This window comes from Streptomyces sp. NPDC087844 (genome assembly GCF_044742785.1).
Classification (GTDB): Bacteria; Actinomycetota; Actinomycetes; order Streptomycetales; family Streptomycetaceae; genus Streptomyces.
Map to the genome: position 1 here is coordinate 292,964 of NZ_JBIUVD010000003.1, position 17,336 is coordinate 310,299.

The 17,336-nt window shown below is 71.0% G+C and carries 16 protein-coding genes and 1 pseudogene; 7 read left to right on the forward strand and 10 right to left on the reverse strand.

Going from position 1 to position 17,336, the window contains the following annotated elements:
• Nucleotides 1–218: 218 nt before the first annotated feature.
• The 5 genes and pseudogenes from pepN to ACIOKD_RS08215 form a co-directional block, all read right to left on the reverse strand.
• On the reverse strand, nucleotides 219–2,729 hold the full coding sequence (pepN, locus tag ACIOKD_RS08195; protein ID WP_402079894.1) for an aminopeptidase N: 2,511 nt from the start codon (nucleotides 2,727–2,729) through the stop codon (nucleotides 219–221).
• Between the two features lie 298 nt (nucleotides 2,730–3,027).
• Entirely contained in the window at nucleotides 3,028–3,540 is a 513-nt protein-coding gene (locus ACIOKD_RS08200) for a two-component system response regulator (RefSeq protein WP_402079897.1), read from the reverse strand.
• 152 nt (nucleotides 3,541–3,692) lie between these two features.
• Nucleotides 3,693–4,037, reverse strand: a complete 345-nt coding sequence (locus ACIOKD_RS08205; RefSeq protein WP_402080680.1) for a chorismate mutase — start codon at nucleotides 4,035–4,037, stop codon at nucleotides 3,693–3,695.
• Nucleotides 4,038–4,152: 115 nt separating this feature from the next.
• A pseudogene (locus ACIOKD_RS08210) lies at nucleotides 4,153–4,257 on the reverse strand (AraC family transcriptional regulator); the annotation flags it as partial.
• Between the two features lie 264 nt (nucleotides 4,258–4,521).
• Nucleotides 4,522–5,316 (reverse strand): S1 family serine peptidase, encoded by a 795-nt coding sequence (locus tag ACIOKD_RS08215; RefSeq protein ID WP_402079900.1) that lies wholly within the window; start codon nucleotides 5,314–5,316, stop codon nucleotides 4,522–4,524.
• 184 nt (nucleotides 5,317–5,500) lie between these two features.
• Here ACIOKD_RS08215 and ACIOKD_RS08220 point away from each other — a divergent pair, with 184 nt between their 5' ends.
• Complete coding sequence (locus tag ACIOKD_RS08220) at nucleotides 5,501–6,439, forward strand: hypothetical protein (RefSeq protein WP_402079902.1); 939 nt, start codon at nucleotides 5,501–5,503, stop codon at nucleotides 6,437–6,439.
• A gap of 229 nt (nucleotides 6,440–6,668) precedes the next feature.
• Here the strand turns inward: ACIOKD_RS08220 and ACIOKD_RS08225 are convergent, their stop codons facing one another.
• Both ACIOKD_RS08225 and ACIOKD_RS08230 read right to left on the reverse strand, forming a co-directional pair.
• A complete protein-coding gene (locus tag ACIOKD_RS08225) occupies nucleotides 6,669–7,598 on the reverse strand; it encodes an SDR family oxidoreductase (protein WP_402079904.1) in 930 nt (309 codons plus the stop codon).
• 8 nt (nucleotides 7,599–7,606) lie between these two features.
• Nucleotides 7,607–8,365, reverse strand: coding sequence for an SDR family oxidoreductase (locus ACIOKD_RS08230; protein ID WP_402080683.1), 759 nt, complete (start codon nucleotides 8,363–8,365; stop codon nucleotides 7,607–7,609).
• Nucleotides 8,366–8,552: 187 nt separating this feature from the next.
• Here ACIOKD_RS08230 and ACIOKD_RS08235 point away from each other — a divergent pair, with 187 nt between their 5' ends.
• The 4 genes from ACIOKD_RS08235 to ACIOKD_RS08250 are packed head-to-tail and all read left to right on the forward strand — an operon-like array spanning nucleotide 8,553 to nucleotide 12,248.
• The gene (locus ACIOKD_RS08235; protein ID WP_402079906.1) at nucleotides 8,553–9,458 is read left to right on the forward strand and encodes an enoyl-CoA hydratase family protein; all 906 of its coding nucleotides are present in this window, start codon (nucleotides 8,553–8,555) and stop codon (nucleotides 9,456–9,458) included.
• Nucleotides 9,459–9,460: 2 nt separating this feature from the next.
• On the forward strand, nucleotides 9,461–10,324 hold the full coding sequence (locus tag ACIOKD_RS08240) for a CoA transferase subunit A (protein WP_402079909.1): 864 nt from the start codon (nucleotides 9,461–9,463) through the stop codon (nucleotides 10,322–10,324).
• A complete protein-coding gene (locus ACIOKD_RS08245; protein ID WP_402079912.1) occupies nucleotides 10,321–11,115 on the forward strand; it encodes a CoA-transferase subunit beta in 795 nt (264 codons plus the stop codon). Before ACIOKD_RS08240 ends, ACIOKD_RS08245 begins: the two co-directional genes overlap by 4 nt.
• Entirely contained in the window at nucleotides 11,115–12,248 is a 1,134-nt protein-coding gene (locus tag ACIOKD_RS08250; protein WP_402079914.1) for an NAD(P)H-dependent flavin oxidoreductase, read from the forward strand. Before ACIOKD_RS08245 ends, ACIOKD_RS08250 begins: the two co-directional genes overlap by 1 nt.
• On the opposite strand, the gene ACIOKD_RS08255 is transcribed toward ACIOKD_RS08250, so the two are convergent.
• The 3 genes from ACIOKD_RS08255 to ACIOKD_RS08265 form a co-directional block, all read right to left on the reverse strand.
• Entirely contained in the window at nucleotides 12,245–13,402 is a 1,158-nt protein-coding gene (locus ACIOKD_RS08255) for an acetyl-CoA C-acetyltransferase (RefSeq protein WP_402079917.1), read from the reverse strand. The two genes, ACIOKD_RS08250 and ACIOKD_RS08255, sit on opposite strands and share 4 nt — an antisense overlap.
• A 42-nt stretch (nucleotides 13,403–13,444) precedes the next feature.
• Nucleotides 13,445–14,056 (reverse strand): TetR/AcrR family transcriptional regulator, encoded by a 612-nt coding sequence (locus ACIOKD_RS08260; protein ID WP_210883560.1) that lies wholly within the window; start codon nucleotides 14,054–14,056, stop codon nucleotides 13,445–13,447.
• Nucleotides 14,057–14,217: 161 nt separating this feature from the next.
• Complete coding sequence (locus tag ACIOKD_RS08265) at nucleotides 14,218–15,024, reverse strand: SDR family oxidoreductase (protein ID WP_402079921.1); 807 nt, start codon at nucleotides 15,022–15,024, stop codon at nucleotides 14,218–14,220.
• 118 nt (nucleotides 15,025–15,142) lie between these two features.
• On the opposite strand from ACIOKD_RS08265, the gene ACIOKD_RS08270 reads away from it, so the two are divergent.
• Both ACIOKD_RS08270 and ACIOKD_RS08275 read left to right on the forward strand, forming a co-directional pair.
• Nucleotides 15,143–16,303 carry an acyl-CoA dehydrogenase family protein gene (locus ACIOKD_RS08270; RefSeq protein ID WP_402079923.1) on the forward strand — a complete coding sequence of 387 codons (1,161 nt, stop codon included), beginning with the start codon at nucleotides 15,143–15,145 and terminating at the stop codon, nucleotides 16,301–16,303.
• A complete protein-coding gene (locus ACIOKD_RS08275) occupies nucleotides 16,303–17,316 on the forward strand; it encodes an acyl-CoA dehydrogenase family protein (protein WP_402079925.1) in 1,014 nt (337 codons plus the stop codon). The genes ACIOKD_RS08270 and ACIOKD_RS08275 overlap by 1 nt, the downstream gene beginning before the upstream one ends.
• The last annotated feature ends 20 nt before the right edge of the window (nucleotides 17,317–17,336 follow it).

The window sequence follows — 17,336 nt, forward strand, 5'->3', positions numbered from 1 at the left end:
ACAGACTGCGCCGTTCCCCGCGCCCCCGAAAGGCAACAGACTGCGCCGTTCCCCGCGCCCCCGAAAGGCAACAGACTGCGCCGTTCCCCGCGCCCCCGAAAGGCAACAGACTGCGCCGTTCCCCGCGCCCCTGCAAGGCAGCGGGGCGCGGGGAACTGCGCGGCCAGCCCCGGTAACCCGCAGATGGGCGCGCTACGAAGCCCCCGGGGCTCCCTCTGCTAACGCCCGCGCGAGCGCAGCGCGCGGGACAAGTCGTCCAGCTGGTCCGTGAGTTTGCGGGCCAGGGACGGGATGGGAGCGGCTTCGGCCAGGCAGCGTTCGCCGAGGGCGAGGGTCTCGGGGGTGATGGCGTACGCGGGGAAGGCCCACCGGCCGGCCGCGTCGGCGATGGCCGGCCCCCGGCGGGCAGCCAGCGCGACGGCGTCCTCGAAGTAGCGCGGCACGTATGCGCGTACCAGATCGGTCTGTTCGGGTTGCCAGAAGCCGCGGGCGGTGGCGGTGAAGAGGTAGTTGGACAGGTCGTCGGTGGTGAACATCGCCTCCCAGGCGGCGCTCTTGGCGACCGGGTCGGGCAGCGCGGCGCGGCAGCGGGCGGCGCCTTCCTGGCCGGTGGCGCTGGGGTCCTGGACGAGTTCGGCGTCGATGACGGCGCCGAGGACGGAGAGGCGGCCGAGGATGCGCCAGCGCAGTTCGGGGTCGAGTTCGGGTCCGCCGGGGACGGTTCCCTCGGAGATCCAGGCGCTGATGGTGTCGGGCTGGGCGGCGACGTCGATGAGGTGGCGTACGGCGAGGAGGCGCAGTCCTGGGTGGTCGCCGTCCTCGGTGCGGCGCAGCAGGTCGCGGCCCAGGGAGGTGAGGGTGGCGAGGGCGGTGGGCCGGTCGTGGGCAGGGAGGTACCGGTCGGCGACCTGGGTGGCGGCGAAGGTGAGGACGCCCTGGACGATGGCGAGGTCGGTCTCCTCGGGGAGGTGGCTGCGGACGGTGTCCAGGTAGGAGGTGGGGTCGAGGTCGCCGTCGCGGACCATGTCGCGCAGGGTGTTCCACAGGACGGCCCGGGTGAGGGCGTCGGGGACGCCGGAGATGCCGCGCAGGACGGTTTTCTCGGAGGCGTCGTCGAGGCGGATCTTGGCGTAGGTGAGGTCGTGGTCGTTGGGGACGACGAGGGCGGGCCGGGTGCCGGGGCGGGGGGCGGCCGGTCCGTTCGGGGGAATGTCGGTCTCGTAGCGTTCGCGCAGGACGAGTGCGCGGTCGCCGCCGAGGTCGCGGTCGTAGACGCCGATGTTGACGCGGTGGGGGCGGCTGCCGGTCCGGTCGACGGTGAGGGTCCACTCCCCCGGTTGGGAGGTCACGGTCGCGGTGAGGGTGTCGACGCCGGTGGTGCGCAGCCAGGCGCCGGCCCAGGCGTGGACGTCGCGTTCGGTGGCCGCGGTGAGGGATTCGATGAAGTCGGCGAGGGTGGCGTTGGAGAACTTGTGGCGGGCGAAGTGGGTGTTGATGCCGGTGAGGAAGTCCTTCTCGCCGAGCCAGGCGACGAGTTGGCGCAGTGCGGAGGCGCCCTTGGCGTAGGAGATGCCGTCGAAGTTGAGGAGTGCGGAGGCGGTGTCGGGGACGGCTTCGGGGTCGGGGGCGACGGGGTGGGTGGAGGGGCGCTGGTCGGCGTCGTAGCCCCAGGCCTTGCGGACGATGCCGAAGTCGGTCCAGGTGCCGGTGAAGCGGGTGGCTTCGGTGAGGGTCTGGTAGCCCATGTACTCGGCGAAGGACTCGTTGAGCCAGATGTCGTCCCACCAGCGCAGGGTGACGAGGTCGCCGAACCACATGTGGGCCATCTCGTGGGCGATGACCATGGCGCGGGTCTGGCGTTCGGTGTCGGTGACGGCGGAGCGGTAGATGAATTCGTCACGGAAGGTGACGAGTCCGGGGTTCTCCATGGCGCCCGCGTTGAATTCGGGGACGAACGCCTGGTCGTAGGAGTCGAAGGGGTACGGCTCCTCGAACTTCTCGTGGTAGCGGTCGAAGCAGGCGCGGGTGATGTCGAGGATTTCGTCGGCGTCGGCTTCGAGGTGGGGCGCGAGGGAGCGGCGGCAGTGGATGCCGAAGGGCAGGCCGCGGTGTTCGGTGCGTACGGAGTGCCAGGGTCCGGCGGCGACGGCGACGAGGTAGGTGGAGATGGGCGGGGTGGGCGCGGCCTGCCAGGTGCCGTCGGCGGTGCGGGTGGTGACGCTGTTGGTGAGGACGGTCCACTTGTCGGGGGCCGTGACCGTGAGTTCGAAGACCGATTTGAGGTCGGGCTGGTCGAAGGCGGCGAAGACGCGTTGGACGTCGTCCATGAACAGCTGGGTGTAGAGGTAGGTCTCGCCGTCGGTGGGGTCGGTGAAGCGGTGCATGCCTTCGCCGGTGCGGGAGTAGCGCATGTCGGCGTCGACGCGCAGTTCGTGGGTGCCCGCGGTGAGGCCGGTGAGGGGGAGCCGGTTCTCGTGGAGCGTCGCCGGGTCGAGGGGGTGTCCGTCGAGGGTGGCGGAGCGCAGTTCGGCGGGCTTGAGCTCGACGAAGGTGTCCCCGCCGCCGTGGTCCCCACCCTGGTCCCCGCGGACCGTAAAGGTGATGGTGGTGTGGGAGTGGAACGTCTCGTCGCCGCGCGTCAGGTCGAGTGCGATCCGGTAGCGGTGGACGTCGAGGAGTGTGGCACGGGTCTGCGCTTCGTCGCGCGTCAGTACGGACATGGGTGCCATGCTGCCTGATGGGCGGGGCTCGGCACAGGGGCGGCCTGGTATGCCGCGCGCGGGGCCCGGTGGGCTCGTGCGCCCGGTGCTTTCGCGTGCCCGGTCGTTCGCGTGCCCGGTGCTTTCGCGTGCCCGGTCGTTCGCGTGCCCGGTGCTTTCGCGTGCCCGGTCGTTCGCGTGCCCGGTCGTTCGCGTACCCGGTCGTTCGCGTACCCGGTCGTTCGCGTACCCGGTCGTTCTCGTACCCGGTCGTTCTCGTACCCGGTCGTTCTCGTACCCGGTCGTTCTCGTGGTGGTGCGGGCGCTTCTACGCCGTGCGGCCCTGTTCCTGTTTGCGGGGAGCGGGGCGCTGGGCGGTGATCGGCGGGTCGTAGTGGGCGGTGGGTTCCTTCACGAGGGCCCGCAGTTCGCGGACTTCCTTCTCCAGGGACCGGTATCGCTGGTGGGAGTCGTACAGGTAGCGGACTTTCGTGCGCAGGGTCCACGGATCGATGGGCTTCATGACGAGGTCGGCGACGCCGAGGCGGAACGCGGCGGAGGTGAGTGCGGTGTTGGCGCCGAATCCGGTGACGAGGATGATCGGGATGAGCTGGGTCTGTTCGACGCCCCGCATGTAGCGGACGACGTCGAGGCCGCTGACGCCGGGCATGTGCACGTCGAGCAGGAGCAGGCCGACCTGGCCGCGCAGGACTTCCTTCAGCGCGTCGTCGCCGCTGGTCGCCCGGGTCAGCTGGTGGCCGAGGGGGGCCAGGGAGCTTTCCAGTGCGTAGAGCGTGTCCTCGTGGTCGTCGACTATGAGGATCTTGGCATCCGGCGGCATGGAGCGAAGTCCCCTCGCTTGGACCATCCAGCTTAAGTCCGAACCGACTGACAGGGAGTGCTCAGCGCAGGATGCCTCATTTCGGCGCGCACGCCGAGGGGGCGGGGCTCACAACGGCCTGAGAACGGGTGCGCGCCGGGGGCCGGGAGTGGTCATTCGCGGGTGTTGGTGTCCTCCGCGATGCGCTCGTGATGGCGGATGACCTCGGCGATGATGAAGTTCAGCAGTTTTTCCGCGAACGCCGGGTCGAGGTTGGCGTTTTCGGCCAGTCGGCGGAGTCTGGCGATCTGCTGGGCCTCGCGGGAGGGGTCGGCGGGCGGCAGTTGGTGGGCCGCTTTGAGGTGGCCGACCTGCTGGGTGCATTTGAAGCGCTCGGCGAGCATGTGGACGACGGCTGCGTCGATGTTGTCGATGCTCTCGCGCAGCCGGTCGAGGTCGGCGCGGACGGCGGGGTCGATGTCACCGGTGTTGTTACCGATGCCGGTGTTGTTGCCGATACCAGTGTTGCCACTGCTGTCGGCGATGCTGCTGCTGTCGACGTTGCCACTGTCGGCGATGCTGCTGTTGTCGATGTTGCTGGTGGTCATGGATGCCAACCCTACGTCGGGTGTCTCAGCCGGCGTGGATCCTCCCGATGATCGGGGGATCGTCGGGATCGGGGACCCGGTCGCTCCAGCCGCCGGGGACCGTGTGGGCCTGTTGTTCCGTCAACTTGACCCGGCCGTGAACGACCGGGCTTGGAGGTAGGGCACCACTGGCTGTGGTGTGGCCGCCTCCGTCCGGACACCCAGGAAGGTGCTGGGACGCGTGACTCACGCCCCGCAATCCACACAGCCACCGCGCTGGGCGATGTTGTGGGAAGCCTCCTTCCGCCTCAAGGGGCGCGAGGAACGGCGCGACCAGCCACATCGGACCCCGCGGACAGAGGAAAACGGGCGCCCCCGGCAAACACCGGGAACGCCCCCTGGAAGTGCCAACCGGCTAGAGCGAAGAAGCCGCCCGAGCTATCGCCGAAGCAAACGTGGACACCTCGGTGTACACACCCGGCACCATCGGCCGCGCACACCCGTCACCCCAGCTGACGATCCCGACCTGAATGAACTTGCCGCTGTCGTCCTTGCGGAACATCGGCCCCCCGGAGTCCCCCTGGCAGGTGTCGACCCCACCACGAGGAATCCCCGCACAGATCTCCTGCGAGGCGATCAACCGACCCCCGTAGTGCCGCTTGCACTTCGAGTCGGCCACGAACGGCACCTTGGCCTTGAGCAGCTTCGTGGAACCGGTGTTCGCGTTCTCCGCGGGGTCGCCCCACCCTGCGATGGTGAACGTCCCTCTGTTGTAGCGGGTGGTCGTCGCGATCTTCAGCGTGGGCAGCTCGATGGGCCGGGCGAGCTTGATGAGCGCCCAGTCCTTGCCGTTGCCGTTGTAGCCCGGGGCCTGGACGACCTTGGTGGACCTGACCTTGATCGCACCGGCCGCGCCGAGGTCGGCGACCCCCGCGGTCGCGGTGATGCGGGTGTTGTTGCCCGAGCCGTCCACGCAGTGCGCGGCGGTCAGGACGACGTCCTTCTTGTAGAGCGAGCCGCCGCAGCCCATGGACAGGCTGACCATGAACGGGAACTCACCCTGCGCGGCAGGCGCGCCGCCGACTATCGGAGTGGGCGCGGCGTGCGCGGCGACGGGCTGGAGGCTGGCGGTCGCGAGAGCGACGGCACCGACCGCCGCGGCCCGCCGGAAGGCGGATCTCCTGAGGAGACCGAGCGTTCTATTGGTCAACTTGTTCCCTTTCGTGATGAGTTGAGCGCACAGAAGAGTGCACAGAAGTATGAAGATCATGAAGCATCTGAGGCAAGGGTGGATGTCACGTACACGTCGGGCAACCCAACCCGGGCGAATCCTCTCGCGTCCCCTTAAGGTGGAACGAGGTTCAGGGCCTCTTCGGGGCTTTGGGGGTTCGGGCGTGGCGAACGGCGGTCCGGTCAAGCACGGCTACCCGCACCTGGAGACGGTGCGTGCGGCGGTCACCGCGCTGTACAAGCGGCTCTCGTACGACACCGTCCACACGTTCGCCGCCAGCGTGGCCCCCGCCGACGTCGCGTTCTGCGACACGGACGACCTGTATCTGGGCGCGCAGCGGGTGGCTCGCGAGTTGGTGCGCCACTTCCGGCTGCCGGACGCCCGCATGATCGTGAGCTTCCGGGAGATGGAGCACGCGGCGAGTGTCGAGCTGGCCGCGGGACCTGAGTACTTCATCGAGCTGAACGACCGCTTCCGTACCCATCGGCGGGACATCGGCGCCGCGCTGGCGCACGAGGTGATGCACGTCTACCTGCACCGGCTGGACCTGTCGTTCCCCGGCACCCGGGACAACGAGATCCTCACGGACACGGCGACGACGTATCTCGGTGCGGGCTGGCTGCTGCTGGACGCGTACCGGGAGGACGCGTCGTCCTCGCAGAAGCTCGGCTATCTCACACCGGAGGAGTTCGGGTACGTACTGGCCAAGCGGTCCCTGGTGTTCGGTGAGGATCCCGCCACCTGGTTCACCAGTCCACAGGCGTACACGGCGTACACGAGGGGTAAGGCGCGGGCCCGGGACGACGAGCGGCAGCCGCCGCTGACCGCGGCGGGGTGGGCGGGGCAGCGCCGCTATGCGAAGGACCGCCGCCACGCCCAGGGCCGCGTCGTCGCGGCTGCGTCGGACTCTGCGCCTGCGCCTGCGTCCGCGTCTGCGTCTGCGTCTGCGGGCGCGCCGTATGCCTTCGCGCCGGACGGGCGCGGGCCGTTGCGGGTGTCGTTCCCTTGTCCGACCTGTCATCAGCGGATCCGGGTGCCGGTCAGGGGGCGGGTGCGGGCGCGGTGCGGGCTGTGTCGCACTGTGCTGGAGTGCGACACGTAGCACTGGCGTGGGCGTGAGGGCTGCGTGCGTTGGTGGGTGCGGGTGCGGGTTCGGGTGCGTCGTGGCAGGTCACGCAGTTCCCCGCGCCCCCGAGCCGGCACGTCAGCACGTCAGCACGTCAGCACGTCAGCACGTCGGCGGAAGGCTGCGGCCCGTCTGCCCCGTGGACGGACGACGGCCTTGGCATCCGCCTCCCGCCGGTCGCATCACCAGTAACTACTGCGTCCGATCACTGCGTCCCGTGCACCGCGGTCGGAGCCTGGGCCCGCGCGAGGAGTGCCAGTGCGGTGTTCCCGGCCTCGGCGGGGGTCCACCGGGCCCCCTTGTCGACGCCGGGGCCGGGCCGCCAGCCGTCCATGACGGTGATCCGGCCGCCCTCGGTCTCGAAGACCCGGCCGGTGACCCCGGCACTCGCGGCCGAGCCGAGCCAGACGACGAGCGGCGACACGTTCTCGGGAGCCATCGCGTCGAAGCCGCTGTCCGGCGCCGCCATGGCCGGGGCGAAGGCCGCCTCGGTCATCCGGGTCCGTGCGGCCGGCGCGATGGCGTTGACCTGCACTCCGTAGCGCCCCATCTCGGCGGCGGCCACCAGGGTGAGCCCGACGATGCCGGCCTTGGCCGCGCTGTAGTTGCCCTGCCCGACGGACCCCGAAAGGCCCGCTCCGGAGCTGGTGTTGACAACCCGCGCCTGCGGCACGAGCCCCGTTTTCGCCTGTGCCCGCCAGTGCGCGGCGGCATGCTTCAGCGGCAGGAAGTGGCCCTTGAGATGAACGCGCATGACGGCGTCCCAGTCGTCCTCGTCCAGGTTCACCAGCATGCGGTCGCGCAGGAACCCGGCGTTGTTCACGAGTGTGTCGAGCCGTCCGAAGGCGTCCAGCGCCGTGTGCACGAGGGATGCGGCGCCCTCGGTCGTCGCGACGTCCCCGGCGTGTGCGACGGCCTCGCCGCCCGCCGCCCGGATCTCCTCGACCACCTGCCGGGCCGGGCTGTCGGCCCCCGGGGAGCCGTCGAGCCCGACGCCCAGGTCGTTGACGACGACGCGTGCTCCTTCGGCCGCGAAGGCGCGCGCGTGGGCCCGCCCGAGCCCGCGCCCGGCGCCCGTGACGACCACCACGCGCCCCTCACAGAGGCCGGCATCCGCACTTGTGCCCGGGGTCATGTCACTTCTCACTTCTCCTTGTCGGTCTTGTTGACGGTCGCGGCGTCCATGTTGACGGTCGCGGCGTCCAGGAAGGCGGGCCGTTCGCCGCCGCCGTGGACGAGGAGGCCTGCCCCGGTGATGTACGCGGCGGCGTCCGACGCGAGGAAGACGGCCGCCCTGCCGACGTCCGTGGGCACGGCGAGCCGCCCCAGCGGGACGGTGCGGGAGACGGCCTCGACGCCGTCCTCGCCCCCGTAGTGAAGGTGCGACAGTTCGGTGCGGACCATCCCGACCACGAGCGTGTTGACCCGCACCTCCGGTGCCCACTCCACGGCCATCGAGCGGGCCAGGTTCTCCAGTCCGGCCTTGGCCGCCCCGTAGGCCGCCGTGCCGGGCGAGGGCCGGGTCCCGCTGACGCTGCCGATCATCACGATGGAGCCCCGGGCACGCTTCAGCAGGTCGTACGCCGCCAGGGAGGCCGTGAGAGGTGCGACGAGGTTGAGGTCGATCACGCGCGCGTGCTGCTCGGCCTCCGTCCCGGCCAGCAGTCGGTACGGGGCGCCGCCCGCGTTGTTGACGAGAACGTCGAGCCGGGGCAGCCGCCCGAAGAAGGTACGGACGGCCGGCGGGTCGCGCAGGTCGAGGGAGACGAACTCGACGCCGTCGAGCGGTGCTTGCGGTGCTTGCGGTGGTCTGCGCGCACAGACCACGACCTCGTCACCCGCCTCGGCGAACGCCCGCGCGATCCCGGCGCCGACGCCCCTGGTCCCGCCCGTGACCACCACGAGCCGTTTGCCCGACCGCTTGCCCGACCGCTTGCCCGGTCGCTTGCCCGACCGCTCGCCGGGCCCCCCGTCCGGTCGCTCGCCCGGCCAGTTGTCCACAGGGCCTCCCGCCCATCGGCATTCGCTGTTACCTTCGACATCAGATCGCACCTAACAAACGTTTGGTGGAAAGGTAGCTGATGCGTCCATGGGTGTCTCCACCTCGTCCCCGGAAAAAGGGATTTCCGTCGTCACGGTCGACTTCCCGCCGGTGAACGCGCTGCCGGTGCGCGGCTGGTTCGCGCTGGCCGACGCCGTCCGCGCGGCGGGGCGCGACGCCGGGAACCGCTGTGTGGTGCTGGCCGCCGAGGGTCGGGGCTTCAACGCGGGCGTGGACATCAAGGAGATACAGGCCGAGGGCGACAGCGCCCTGCTCGGTGCCAACTGCGGCTGCGCCGAGGCCTTCGCCGCGGTGTACGAGTGCGAGGTACCGGTGGTGGCGGAGGTGCACGGCTTCTGTCTGGGCGGCGGGATAGGCCTGGTGGGCAACGCGGACGCGATCGTGGCGAGCGACGACGCCACCTTCGGTCTGCCCGAGTTGGACAGGGGCGCGCTGGGCGCGGCCACACATCTGTCCCGGCTGGTGCCGCAACACCTGATGCGCGCGCTGTACTACACCTCGCGCACGGCGACCGCCGCGGAGTTGCACGGGCACGGGTCGGTGTGGCGGGTCGTGGCGCGCGACCGGCTGCGCCCGGCCGTTCTGGAGCTGGCCCGGGAGATCGCGGGCAAGGACGGCCGGCTGATCCGGCTCGCCAAGGCCGCGATCAACGGCATCGACCCCGTCGACGTGCGCCGCAGCTACCGCTTCGAGCAGGGCTTCACGTTCGAGGCGGGCCTCGGCGGCACGGGCGGGCGCGTTCGGAACACGTTCGGAGCCCAGAGCCCGTCCGGAGCCCAGGCGTCGTCCGGAGCCCAGACCCCGTCCGGAGCCCAGGCTTCGTCCGGAGCCCGGGACACATGCGACGCCCGGGACACATGGGAAGCCCCGGACGGATGGGAAGCCCGGGACGCATTCGGCGTCCAGGACACTCTCGGACAGGAGGGCAGGTGAGGATGGGCGACAAGACGATGACCGCCGACGAGGCCGTCTCCCGGCTGGGGAGCGGGATGACCCTCGGTATCGGAGGCTGGGGCTCCCGCCGCAAACCGATGGCTCTCGTACGGGCACTGCTCCGCTCCACGATCACCGATCTCACGGTCGTCTCGTACGGCGGCCCGGACGTCGGCATGCTGGCGGCGGCCGGGCGGATACGGAAACTGGTCGCCCCTTTCGCGACACTCGACTCGATCCCGCTCGAACCGCACTACCGCACGGCCCGTGAGAGCGGCTCGCTCGAACTGATGGAGATCGACGAGGCGATGTTCATGTGGGGGCTGCGGGCAGCCGCCAACCGGCTGCCGTTCCTGCCGGTGCGGGCCGGCATCGGCTCGGACGTGATGCGGGTCAACCCCGGACTGCGTACGGTCACTTCGCCGTACGAGGACGAGTCGACGGGCGTGCGCGAGACCTTCGTCGCCATGCCCGCCCTGCGGCTGGACGCGGCGCTGGTCCATGTGAACCGCGCCGACCGCGCGGGAAACGGCCAGTATCTGGGCCCCGACCCGTACTTCGACGACCTGTTCTGCGAGGCGGCCCGGGCGGCGTACGTGTCCTGCGAGCGGATCGTCGACACGGCGGACCTGACGAAGGCGGCACCTCCCCAGACCCTGCTGATCAAGCGGCTGAACGTGAGTGGCGTGGTGGAGGCGCCGGGCGGCGCGCACTTCACGTCGTGCGTGCCCGACCACGGCCGGGACGAGGCCTTCCAGCGGCTCTACGCGTCCATGCCGTGGCCCGAGTTCGCGGAGAGGTTCCTCTCGGGCGACGAACAGGCCTACCGGACCGCCGTCGAGGCGTGGCACGAGGAGCGGTCATGAGCGCGGTGCCGAGCACATCCCCGGGCGCGACCCCGGGCGCGACCCCGGGCGCGACCCCCAGTGGTGTGACCCGCGCCGAGTACTGCGTGATCGCCTGCGCGGAGGCGTGGCGTGGCGACGGCGAGGTGCTGGCCAGCCCGATGGGCCCGATCCCCTCGATAGGGGCCCGCCTCGCCCGGCGCACCTTCTCGCCCGACCTGCTGCTGACCGACGGCGAGGCGCTGCTGGTCGGTCCCGACGGCACCCCGGAGGGCTGGTTGCCGTACCGGCAGCATCTGGCCCTGGTGGCCGGTGGGCGCCGGCACGTGATGATGGGCGCGAGCCAGATCGACCGCTTCGGCAACCAGAACATCTCCTGCGTGGGCGACTGGGAGCGGCCCACCCGGCAGTTGCTCGGAGTGCGCGGCGGCCCCGTCAACACGTTGAACAATCCGGTCAGTTACTGGGTGCCCAGACACTCGGCGCGGGTCTTCGTGGAGAAGGTCGACATGATCGGCGGAGTGGGGTACGACAGCGCCGCGGCGGCCGGTCCCACGGCGACCCGCTTCCACCGCATCCCGCGAGTGGTCTCGAACCTCGGGGTGTTCGACTTCGAAACCGAGGACCACTCGATGCGGCTCGCCTCGCTGCATCCGGGGGTGACGGTCGATGAGGTGGTCGCGGCGACGGGCTTCGAGCTGACCGTCCCGGACGACGTCCCGTACACCCGTGAACCGTCCCCGGCGGAGCTGATATCCATCCGCGAGGACCTGGACCCGAAGGGCCTGCGCGACCGCGAGGTCAAGGGCTGATGGAGACGGCCCTCACGCGGCTTGTCGGTGTCCGGCATCCGATCGTGCAGACGGGGATGGGCTGGGTGGCGGGGGCGCGCCTGGTCTCCGCGGCGGCGAACGCGGGCGCGCTGGGCATTCTCGCCTCCGCGACGATGACACCCGATCAGTTGCGGGCGGCCATTCGCGAGGTCCGCTCCCGTACGGAGGCGCCGTTCGGGGTGAACCTCCGCGCTGATGCGGGGGACGCCCGGGACCGTGTACGGATCATCGTGGAGGAGGGGGTGAAGGTCGCCTCGTTCGCGCTCGCGCCGTCCCGTGAGCTGATCGCCGAGCTCAAGGACGCGGGCGTGGTCGTCATCCCCTCCGTCGGGGCCCGTCGTCATGCCGAGAAGGTCGCCGCGTGGGGAGCGGACGCGGTGATCGTGCAGGGCGGCGAGGGCGGCGGCCACACCGGCGAGGTGGCGACCAGCGTGCTCCTCCCCCAGATCGTGGACGCGGTGGGCGTACCCGTCGTCGCCGCGGGCGGCTTCTTCGACGGCCGGGGCCTGGTCGCGGCACTCGCGTACGGCGCCGCGGGCGTCGCCATGGGCACCCGGTTCCTCCTCACCTCGGACTCGACGGTGCCGGACGCGGTGAAGGCCCGGTACCTCGCGGCCACGGTCACGGACGTCACGGTGACGACCGCCGTGGACGGCCTGCCGCACCGCATGCTCCGTACGGACCTCATCGACTCCCTGGAAGGAGCGGGCCGCGCGAGAACGCTGACGCGAGCGGTGCGCAGAGCCGCCGGCTTCAGAGAGCTCTCCGGTCTCAGCTGGCCCCAGCTGATCCGCGACGGCCTGTCGATGAAGCACGGCAAGGACCTGACCTGGAGCCAGGTCCTGCTGGCCGCCAACACGCCCATGCTCCTGCGGGCGTCCATGGTGGAAGGCCGGACGGACCTGGGGGTGATGGCGTCGGGCCAGGTGGCGGGCGTGATCGACGACCTGCCGTCGTGCGCGGACCTGGTGGAAAGGGTGATGCGAGAGGCGCAACAGACACTGCGCGCACTCCCTGATCCGGGTTCCCGCAAGGCGCCCCTGGGGGCGGCCCAAGGGCGCGGGGAACTGCGCGACGAGCCCCCGCCGGCCCGCAGCGGGCAGGAGACCTAAAGCCGCTCGACGATGGTCACATTCGCCTGTCCCCCGCCTTCACACATCGTCTGCAACCCGAACCGCCCCCCGACGCGCTCCAGTTCATGCAGCAGGGTCGTCATCAACTTCACCCCCGTGGCCCCGAGGGGGTGCCCCAGCGCGATCGCACCCCCATTGACGTTGACCCGGTCCGGATCCGCTCCCGTCTCCTTCAGCCAGGCGAGGACAACAGGCGCGAAGGCCTCATTGATCTCGACGAGATCGATCTCCCCGATGGACATCCCGGCCTTCTTCAAGGCGTGGGCGGTGGCAGGGATCGGCGCCGAGAGCATCCGTATCGGATCCTCCCCCCGCACGGAGAGGTGGTGCACGCGCGCCCGGGGAGTGAGCCCGTGTTCACGGACGGCCCGCTCCGAGGCGAGCAGCATCGCGGCGGCCCCGTCGGACACCTGGGAGGAGCAGGCGGCGGTGATGGTGCCGCCCTCGACCACCGGTCGCAGGCCCGCCATCTTCTCCAGCGAGGTGTCCCGGCGCGGCCCCTCGTCGACCGTGACGTCCCCGAACGGCACGGTCTCCCGCGCGAAGCGACCCTCGTCGATCGCGTGGAGCGCCCGCTGGTGGGACCGCAGGGCGAACTCCTCCTGGTCCCGCCGGCTGATCCCCCACTTGGCCGCGATGGACTCGGCGCCGAGGAACTGGTTGACGGGTTGGTCCCCGTACCGCGCCCGCCATCCCTCGCTGCCCGCGAACGGCCCCTGTGTGAGGCCCAGCGGCTCGGCCGCCTGGCGGGAGGCGAAGGCGATGGGGATCTGCGTCATGTTCTGGACGCCGCCCGCGACCACGAGGTCCTGCGTGCCCGAGAGGACGCCCTGTGCGGCGAAGTGCAGTGCCTGCTGCGAGGAGCCGCACTGCCGGTCGATCGTCACCCCCGGGACCTCCTCGGGCAGTCCGGCCGCCAGCCACGACGTACGGGCGATGTCACCGGCCTGCGGCCCCACGGCGTCCAGACATCCGAAGACGACGTCCTCGACGGCGGCCGGGTCGACTCCGGAGCGCGCGACCAGTGCCTTCAGCACATGCGCTCCGAGGTCGGCCGGATGGACCCCGCTCAGGCCGCCCTTGCGACGCCCCACGGGTGTACGGACCGCTTCGACGATGTAGGCCTCGGCCATGCCAACTCCCCTGGATCAGCTGTGATCAAGTGCGAGGTGCGATCAACTGCGTACGGCGATCCCGTCCAGCACCATCGACAGGTACTGCCGGGCGATCTCGTCCGGGCTGTGCTGTCCGCCGGGCCGGTACCAGGACGCGGCGACCCACACGGTGTCGCGCACGAACCGGTAGGTGAGCCGGATGTCGAGGTCGTCCCGGAAGACCTCGCCCGCCACGCCCCGCTCCAGCGTGGCGAGCCACGCCTTCTCGAACTTGCGCTGCGACTCGGCGAGGAACGCGAAGCGCTCCTGCGCGACGAGCTGCTTGGACTCCTTCTGGTAGATCGCGACGGCCGCGCGGTGCCGGTCGATCTCCCGGAACGACTCGGTGACCAGTGCCTCCAGCGTTTCGCGCGGGCCCAGTTCGGCGTCGAGGACGGTGTCGTAGCCGTCCCAGAGCTCGTCGAGGAAGGTCCGCAGGATCTCCTCCAGCATCGACTCCTTGGAGTCGAAATGGTAGTAGAGGCTGCCCGCGAGCATGCCCGCGTGGTCCGCGATCTTGCGCACGGTGGTGGCGTTGTAGCCCTGCTCGGCGAAGACCTCGGCGGCGGTGCCGAGGAGTTCACGGCGCCGCTCGGGCGAGGCGGTCACCTGGGGCTTCTTCTTGGTAGGCACGGCCCCATTGTGGGCCGCGAACCCGTCAAGGGACGCAGGCCCCCCAAGGGGCGCGAACCCTTCAAGGGGCGCGGGGAATCGCGCGCCCAGCCACGACGGACCCGCAGAGGACGGATCACCCCGCCACCCCCAAGACCCCACGGCCGAGCCCAGCGGAGCGCTCACGCATGTTGGCTGCTCACGGAGATCACCTCACCCGTCAGATACGAGGAGTACCCGGACGCCAGGAACACGATCACATTGGCCACCTCCCACGGCTCCGCGTACCGCCCGAACGCCTCTCGGGCCGTCAGCTCCTCCAGCAGTGCGGGTGTCGTCACCTTCACCAGGTGCGGATGCATGGCGAGGCTCGGTGCGACGGCGTTGACCCGCACTCCGAATGCCGCCGCCTCCATCGCCGCGCAGCGGGTCAGCGCCATCACGCCCGCTTTCGCAGCCGCGTAGTGCGCCTGGCCGGCCTGGGCGCGCCAGCCGACCACGGAGGCGTTGTTGACTATTACCCCGCCGTGACCGCCACCGCCCTCTCCGAGGCCGCCTTCGCGGAAGGCACGCAGCGCCGCGCGCGTGCACCGGAACGTGCCGTTCAGCGTCACGTCGAGCACCCTCGACCACTGCTCGTCACTCATGTCGACGAGGTCCGAAGTGCCGCCGAGGCCGGCGTTGTTGACCACGATGTCGAGCCGCCCGTGCAGCCGCAGGGCCGCGCCGAAGAGTGCCTGCACCTGGGCTTCGTCGGTGACGTCGCAGGCGAGCGCCGCGACCCCCTCGAACTCCGCCGCCAGTTCCGCCTCGTACTCCTTGAGCCGCCGCTCGTGCGCGTCGCCGATCAGCACGCGCGCGCCCTCCTCCAGGAAGCGGCGGGCCGTGGCACCGCCGATGCCCGCGCCGGCGGCGGCCGTGATGACGGCGGTGCGTCCCTTCAGCAGCCCGTGCCCGGGCTCGTACACCGGACCCTCGACGTCTGTCATAGGGCCACGCTAACCTACCAAACACTTGTTAGGGAAGACTGCACCGGCAGCATCACGTAAGTCGAACAGACCGAACAGGCCGGGCAAGCCACGCAGGCCGAGCAGGAGGAAGGCGACCGTGGATCTCACGTACTCCCCCGCCGATCAGGCGTTCCGCGCCGAGGCCCGGGCCTGGCTCGACGCGCACGTACCGGCCGACCCCCTGCCTTCCCTGGAGACCGAGGAGGGCTTCGCGGTCCACCGCGCCTGGGAGGCCGAACTCGCCGCGGACCGCTGGTCGGTGGTGTCCTGGCCGGCCGCGTACGGCGGGCGGGACTGCGGACTGTTGCGGTGGCTGGTCTTCGAGGAGGAGTACTGGGCGGCGGGGGCCCCGGGCCGGGTCGGGCAGAACGGCGTCAGCCTCCTCGCACCGACCCTCTTCGACCACGGCACCGAGGAGCAGCGCGCGCGGATCCTGCCGCCGATGGCCCGCGGCGAGGCCGTCTGGGCGCAGGCCTGGTCCGAGCCGGAGGCCGGGTCCGACCTCGCCTCGCTCAGGTCCAGAGCGGTGCGTACGGACGGTGGGTGGCTGCTCAGCGGGCAGAAGACGTGGTCGTCGCGGGCCGCGTTCGCCGACCGCGCGTTCGGCCTCTTCCGCAGCGAGCCGGACACCCCGAAGCCCCATCAGGGCCTCACCTATCTGATGTTCGACCTGCGGGCGCCGGGCGTGACCGTCCGCCCGATCGGCAGGCTGGACGGGAAGCCGGCCTTCGCCGAACTCTTCCTGGACGAGGTGTTCGTACCGGACGAGGACGTGATCGGTGAGCCCGGCCGGGGCTGGCGGGTGGCGATGTCCACGGCGGGCAACGAACGCGGTCTGACGCTCCGCTCCCCCGGCCGTTTCCTGGCGTCGGCGGACCGGCTGGCCGCGCTGTGGCACGAGCGCGGCCGGGACCCGTACACGCGTGACCGGGTGGCCGACGCGGTGATCGGTGCCCGCGCGTACCAGTTGTTCACGTACGCGGCGGCGTCCCGCTTCCTGGACGGCGAGCCCCTCGGTGCGGAGTCCAGTCTGAACAAGGTCTTCTGGTCCGAGTACGACATCGCCCTGCACGAGACGGCGCTCGATCTGCTCGGCGCGGACGGAGAGTTGACGGACGGGGAGTTGGCGGACGGCGGCGGAGGGTGGGCGGAAGGGTACGTCTTCTCGCTCGCGGGGCCCATCTACGCGGGCACGAACGAGATCCAGCGCGACATCATCGCCGAGCGGCTTCTCGGCCTGCCGAAGGGGCGTCGTTGATGCGTTTCCTCCTGGACGACGAACAGACCGCCTTCGCCCGCTCGCTGGACGCCCTGCTGACGGCTGCGGACACGCCCGCGGTCGTCCGGTCCTGGAGTACCGGCGACCCTGCGGCCGGGCGGGCGCTGTGGTCGCGTGTCGCGGACCTGGGGGTGTTCGCGCTGGCGGTGCCCGAGGCGTACGAGGGGGTCGGAGCGCGGCCCGTCGAACTGGCTGTGGCCTGCGTCGAGTTGGGGAGGCATGTGGTGCCGGGGCCGGTGGTGGAGACGGTGGCGGCGGCCGCGTTGCTCTCCGGGCCCGGGTTCACGAACCTCGCGAAGAGGTTCTTGCCGGGGGTGGCTTCGGGGGAGACGGTCGTGACGGTGGCTCTGCCAGGTGGGGGGCCGTATGTCCTGGACGGGGACGTGGCGGATGTGGAGCTGACCGTGACCGGGGGTGGGTCCGGCACCGGGGAGGGGCGGTTGTGGGCCGCGTTCGCGTCCCGGGAGGGGCCACGCCCGCGTGTGCGGCGTTCTTTCGATCCCGCCCGTCGGCTCCGCGCCCCCCGCCCCGGGGGCGAACTCCTGGCGGCCGGACCCCAGATCACCGCGGGTGCCGCCGACGCGCTGCGCTGGGCGCGTCTCGCGACCGCCGCCCAGGCTCTCGGAGTGGGTTGCGCCCTGCTCGACAGGACCGTGGCGTACGTGAAGCGGCGCAGCCAGTTCGGTGTGCCCGTCGGTTCGTTCCAGGCGGTCCGGCACCGGCTGGCCGATGCGAAGATCGCGCTGGAGTTCGCACGTCCGCTGGTCTTCGGCGCCGCGCTGTCGATGGACCCGGCCGACGTCGCCGCCGCCAAGGTCGCGGCCTGCGAGGCGGCGTACGCGACGGCCCGTACGGCCCTGCAGTTGCACGGCGCGATCGGTTACACCGCGGAGTACGACCTCTCCCTGTGGCTGACCAGGGCGCGGGCGCTGCGTTCCGCCTGGGGCGGTCCGGACGAGTGCCGGGCGGTGGTGCTGGGACTGCGGCAGTAAGGGCTGGGCCCTTCGGGACG

Coding starts and splice junctions, on each gene's coding strand:
- ACIOKD_RS08240 (WP_402079909.1), top strand. CDS start 9,461: ATGGGCGACAAGACGATGACCGCCGACGAGGCCGTCTCCCGGCTGGGG.
- pepN (WP_402079894.1), bottom strand. CDS start 2,729: ATGGCACCCATGTCCGTACTGACGCGCGACGAAGCGCAGACCCGTGCC.
- ACIOKD_RS08255 (WP_402079917.1), bottom strand. CDS start 13,402: ATGGCCGAGGCCTACATCGTCGAAGCGGTCCGTACACCCGTGGGGCGT.
- ACIOKD_RS08235 (WP_402079906.1), top strand. CDS start 8,553: ATGGGTGTCTCCACCTCGTCCCCGGAAAAAGGGATTTCCGTCGTCACG.
- ACIOKD_RS08275 (WP_402079925.1), top strand. CDS start 16,303: ATGCGTTTCCTCCTGGACGACGAACAGACCGCCTTCGCCCGCTCGCTG.
- ACIOKD_RS08200 (WP_402079897.1), bottom strand. CDS start 3,540: ATGCCGCCGGATGCCAAGATCCTCATAGTCGACGACCACGAGGACACG.
- ACIOKD_RS08250 (WP_402079914.1), top strand. CDS start 11,115: ATGGAGACGGCCCTCACGCGGCTTGTCGGTGTCCGGCATCCGATCGTG.
- ACIOKD_RS08225 (WP_402079904.1), bottom strand. CDS start 7,598: ATGACCCCGGGCACAAGTGCGGATGCCGGCCTCTGTGAGGGGCGCGTG.
- ACIOKD_RS08245 (WP_402079912.1), top strand. CDS start 10,321: ATGAGCGCGGTGCCGAGCACATCCCCGGGCGCGACCCCGGGCGCGACC.
- ACIOKD_RS08265 (WP_402079921.1), bottom strand. CDS start 15,024: ATGACAGACGTCGAGGGTCCGGTGTACGAGCCCGGGCACGGGCTGCTG.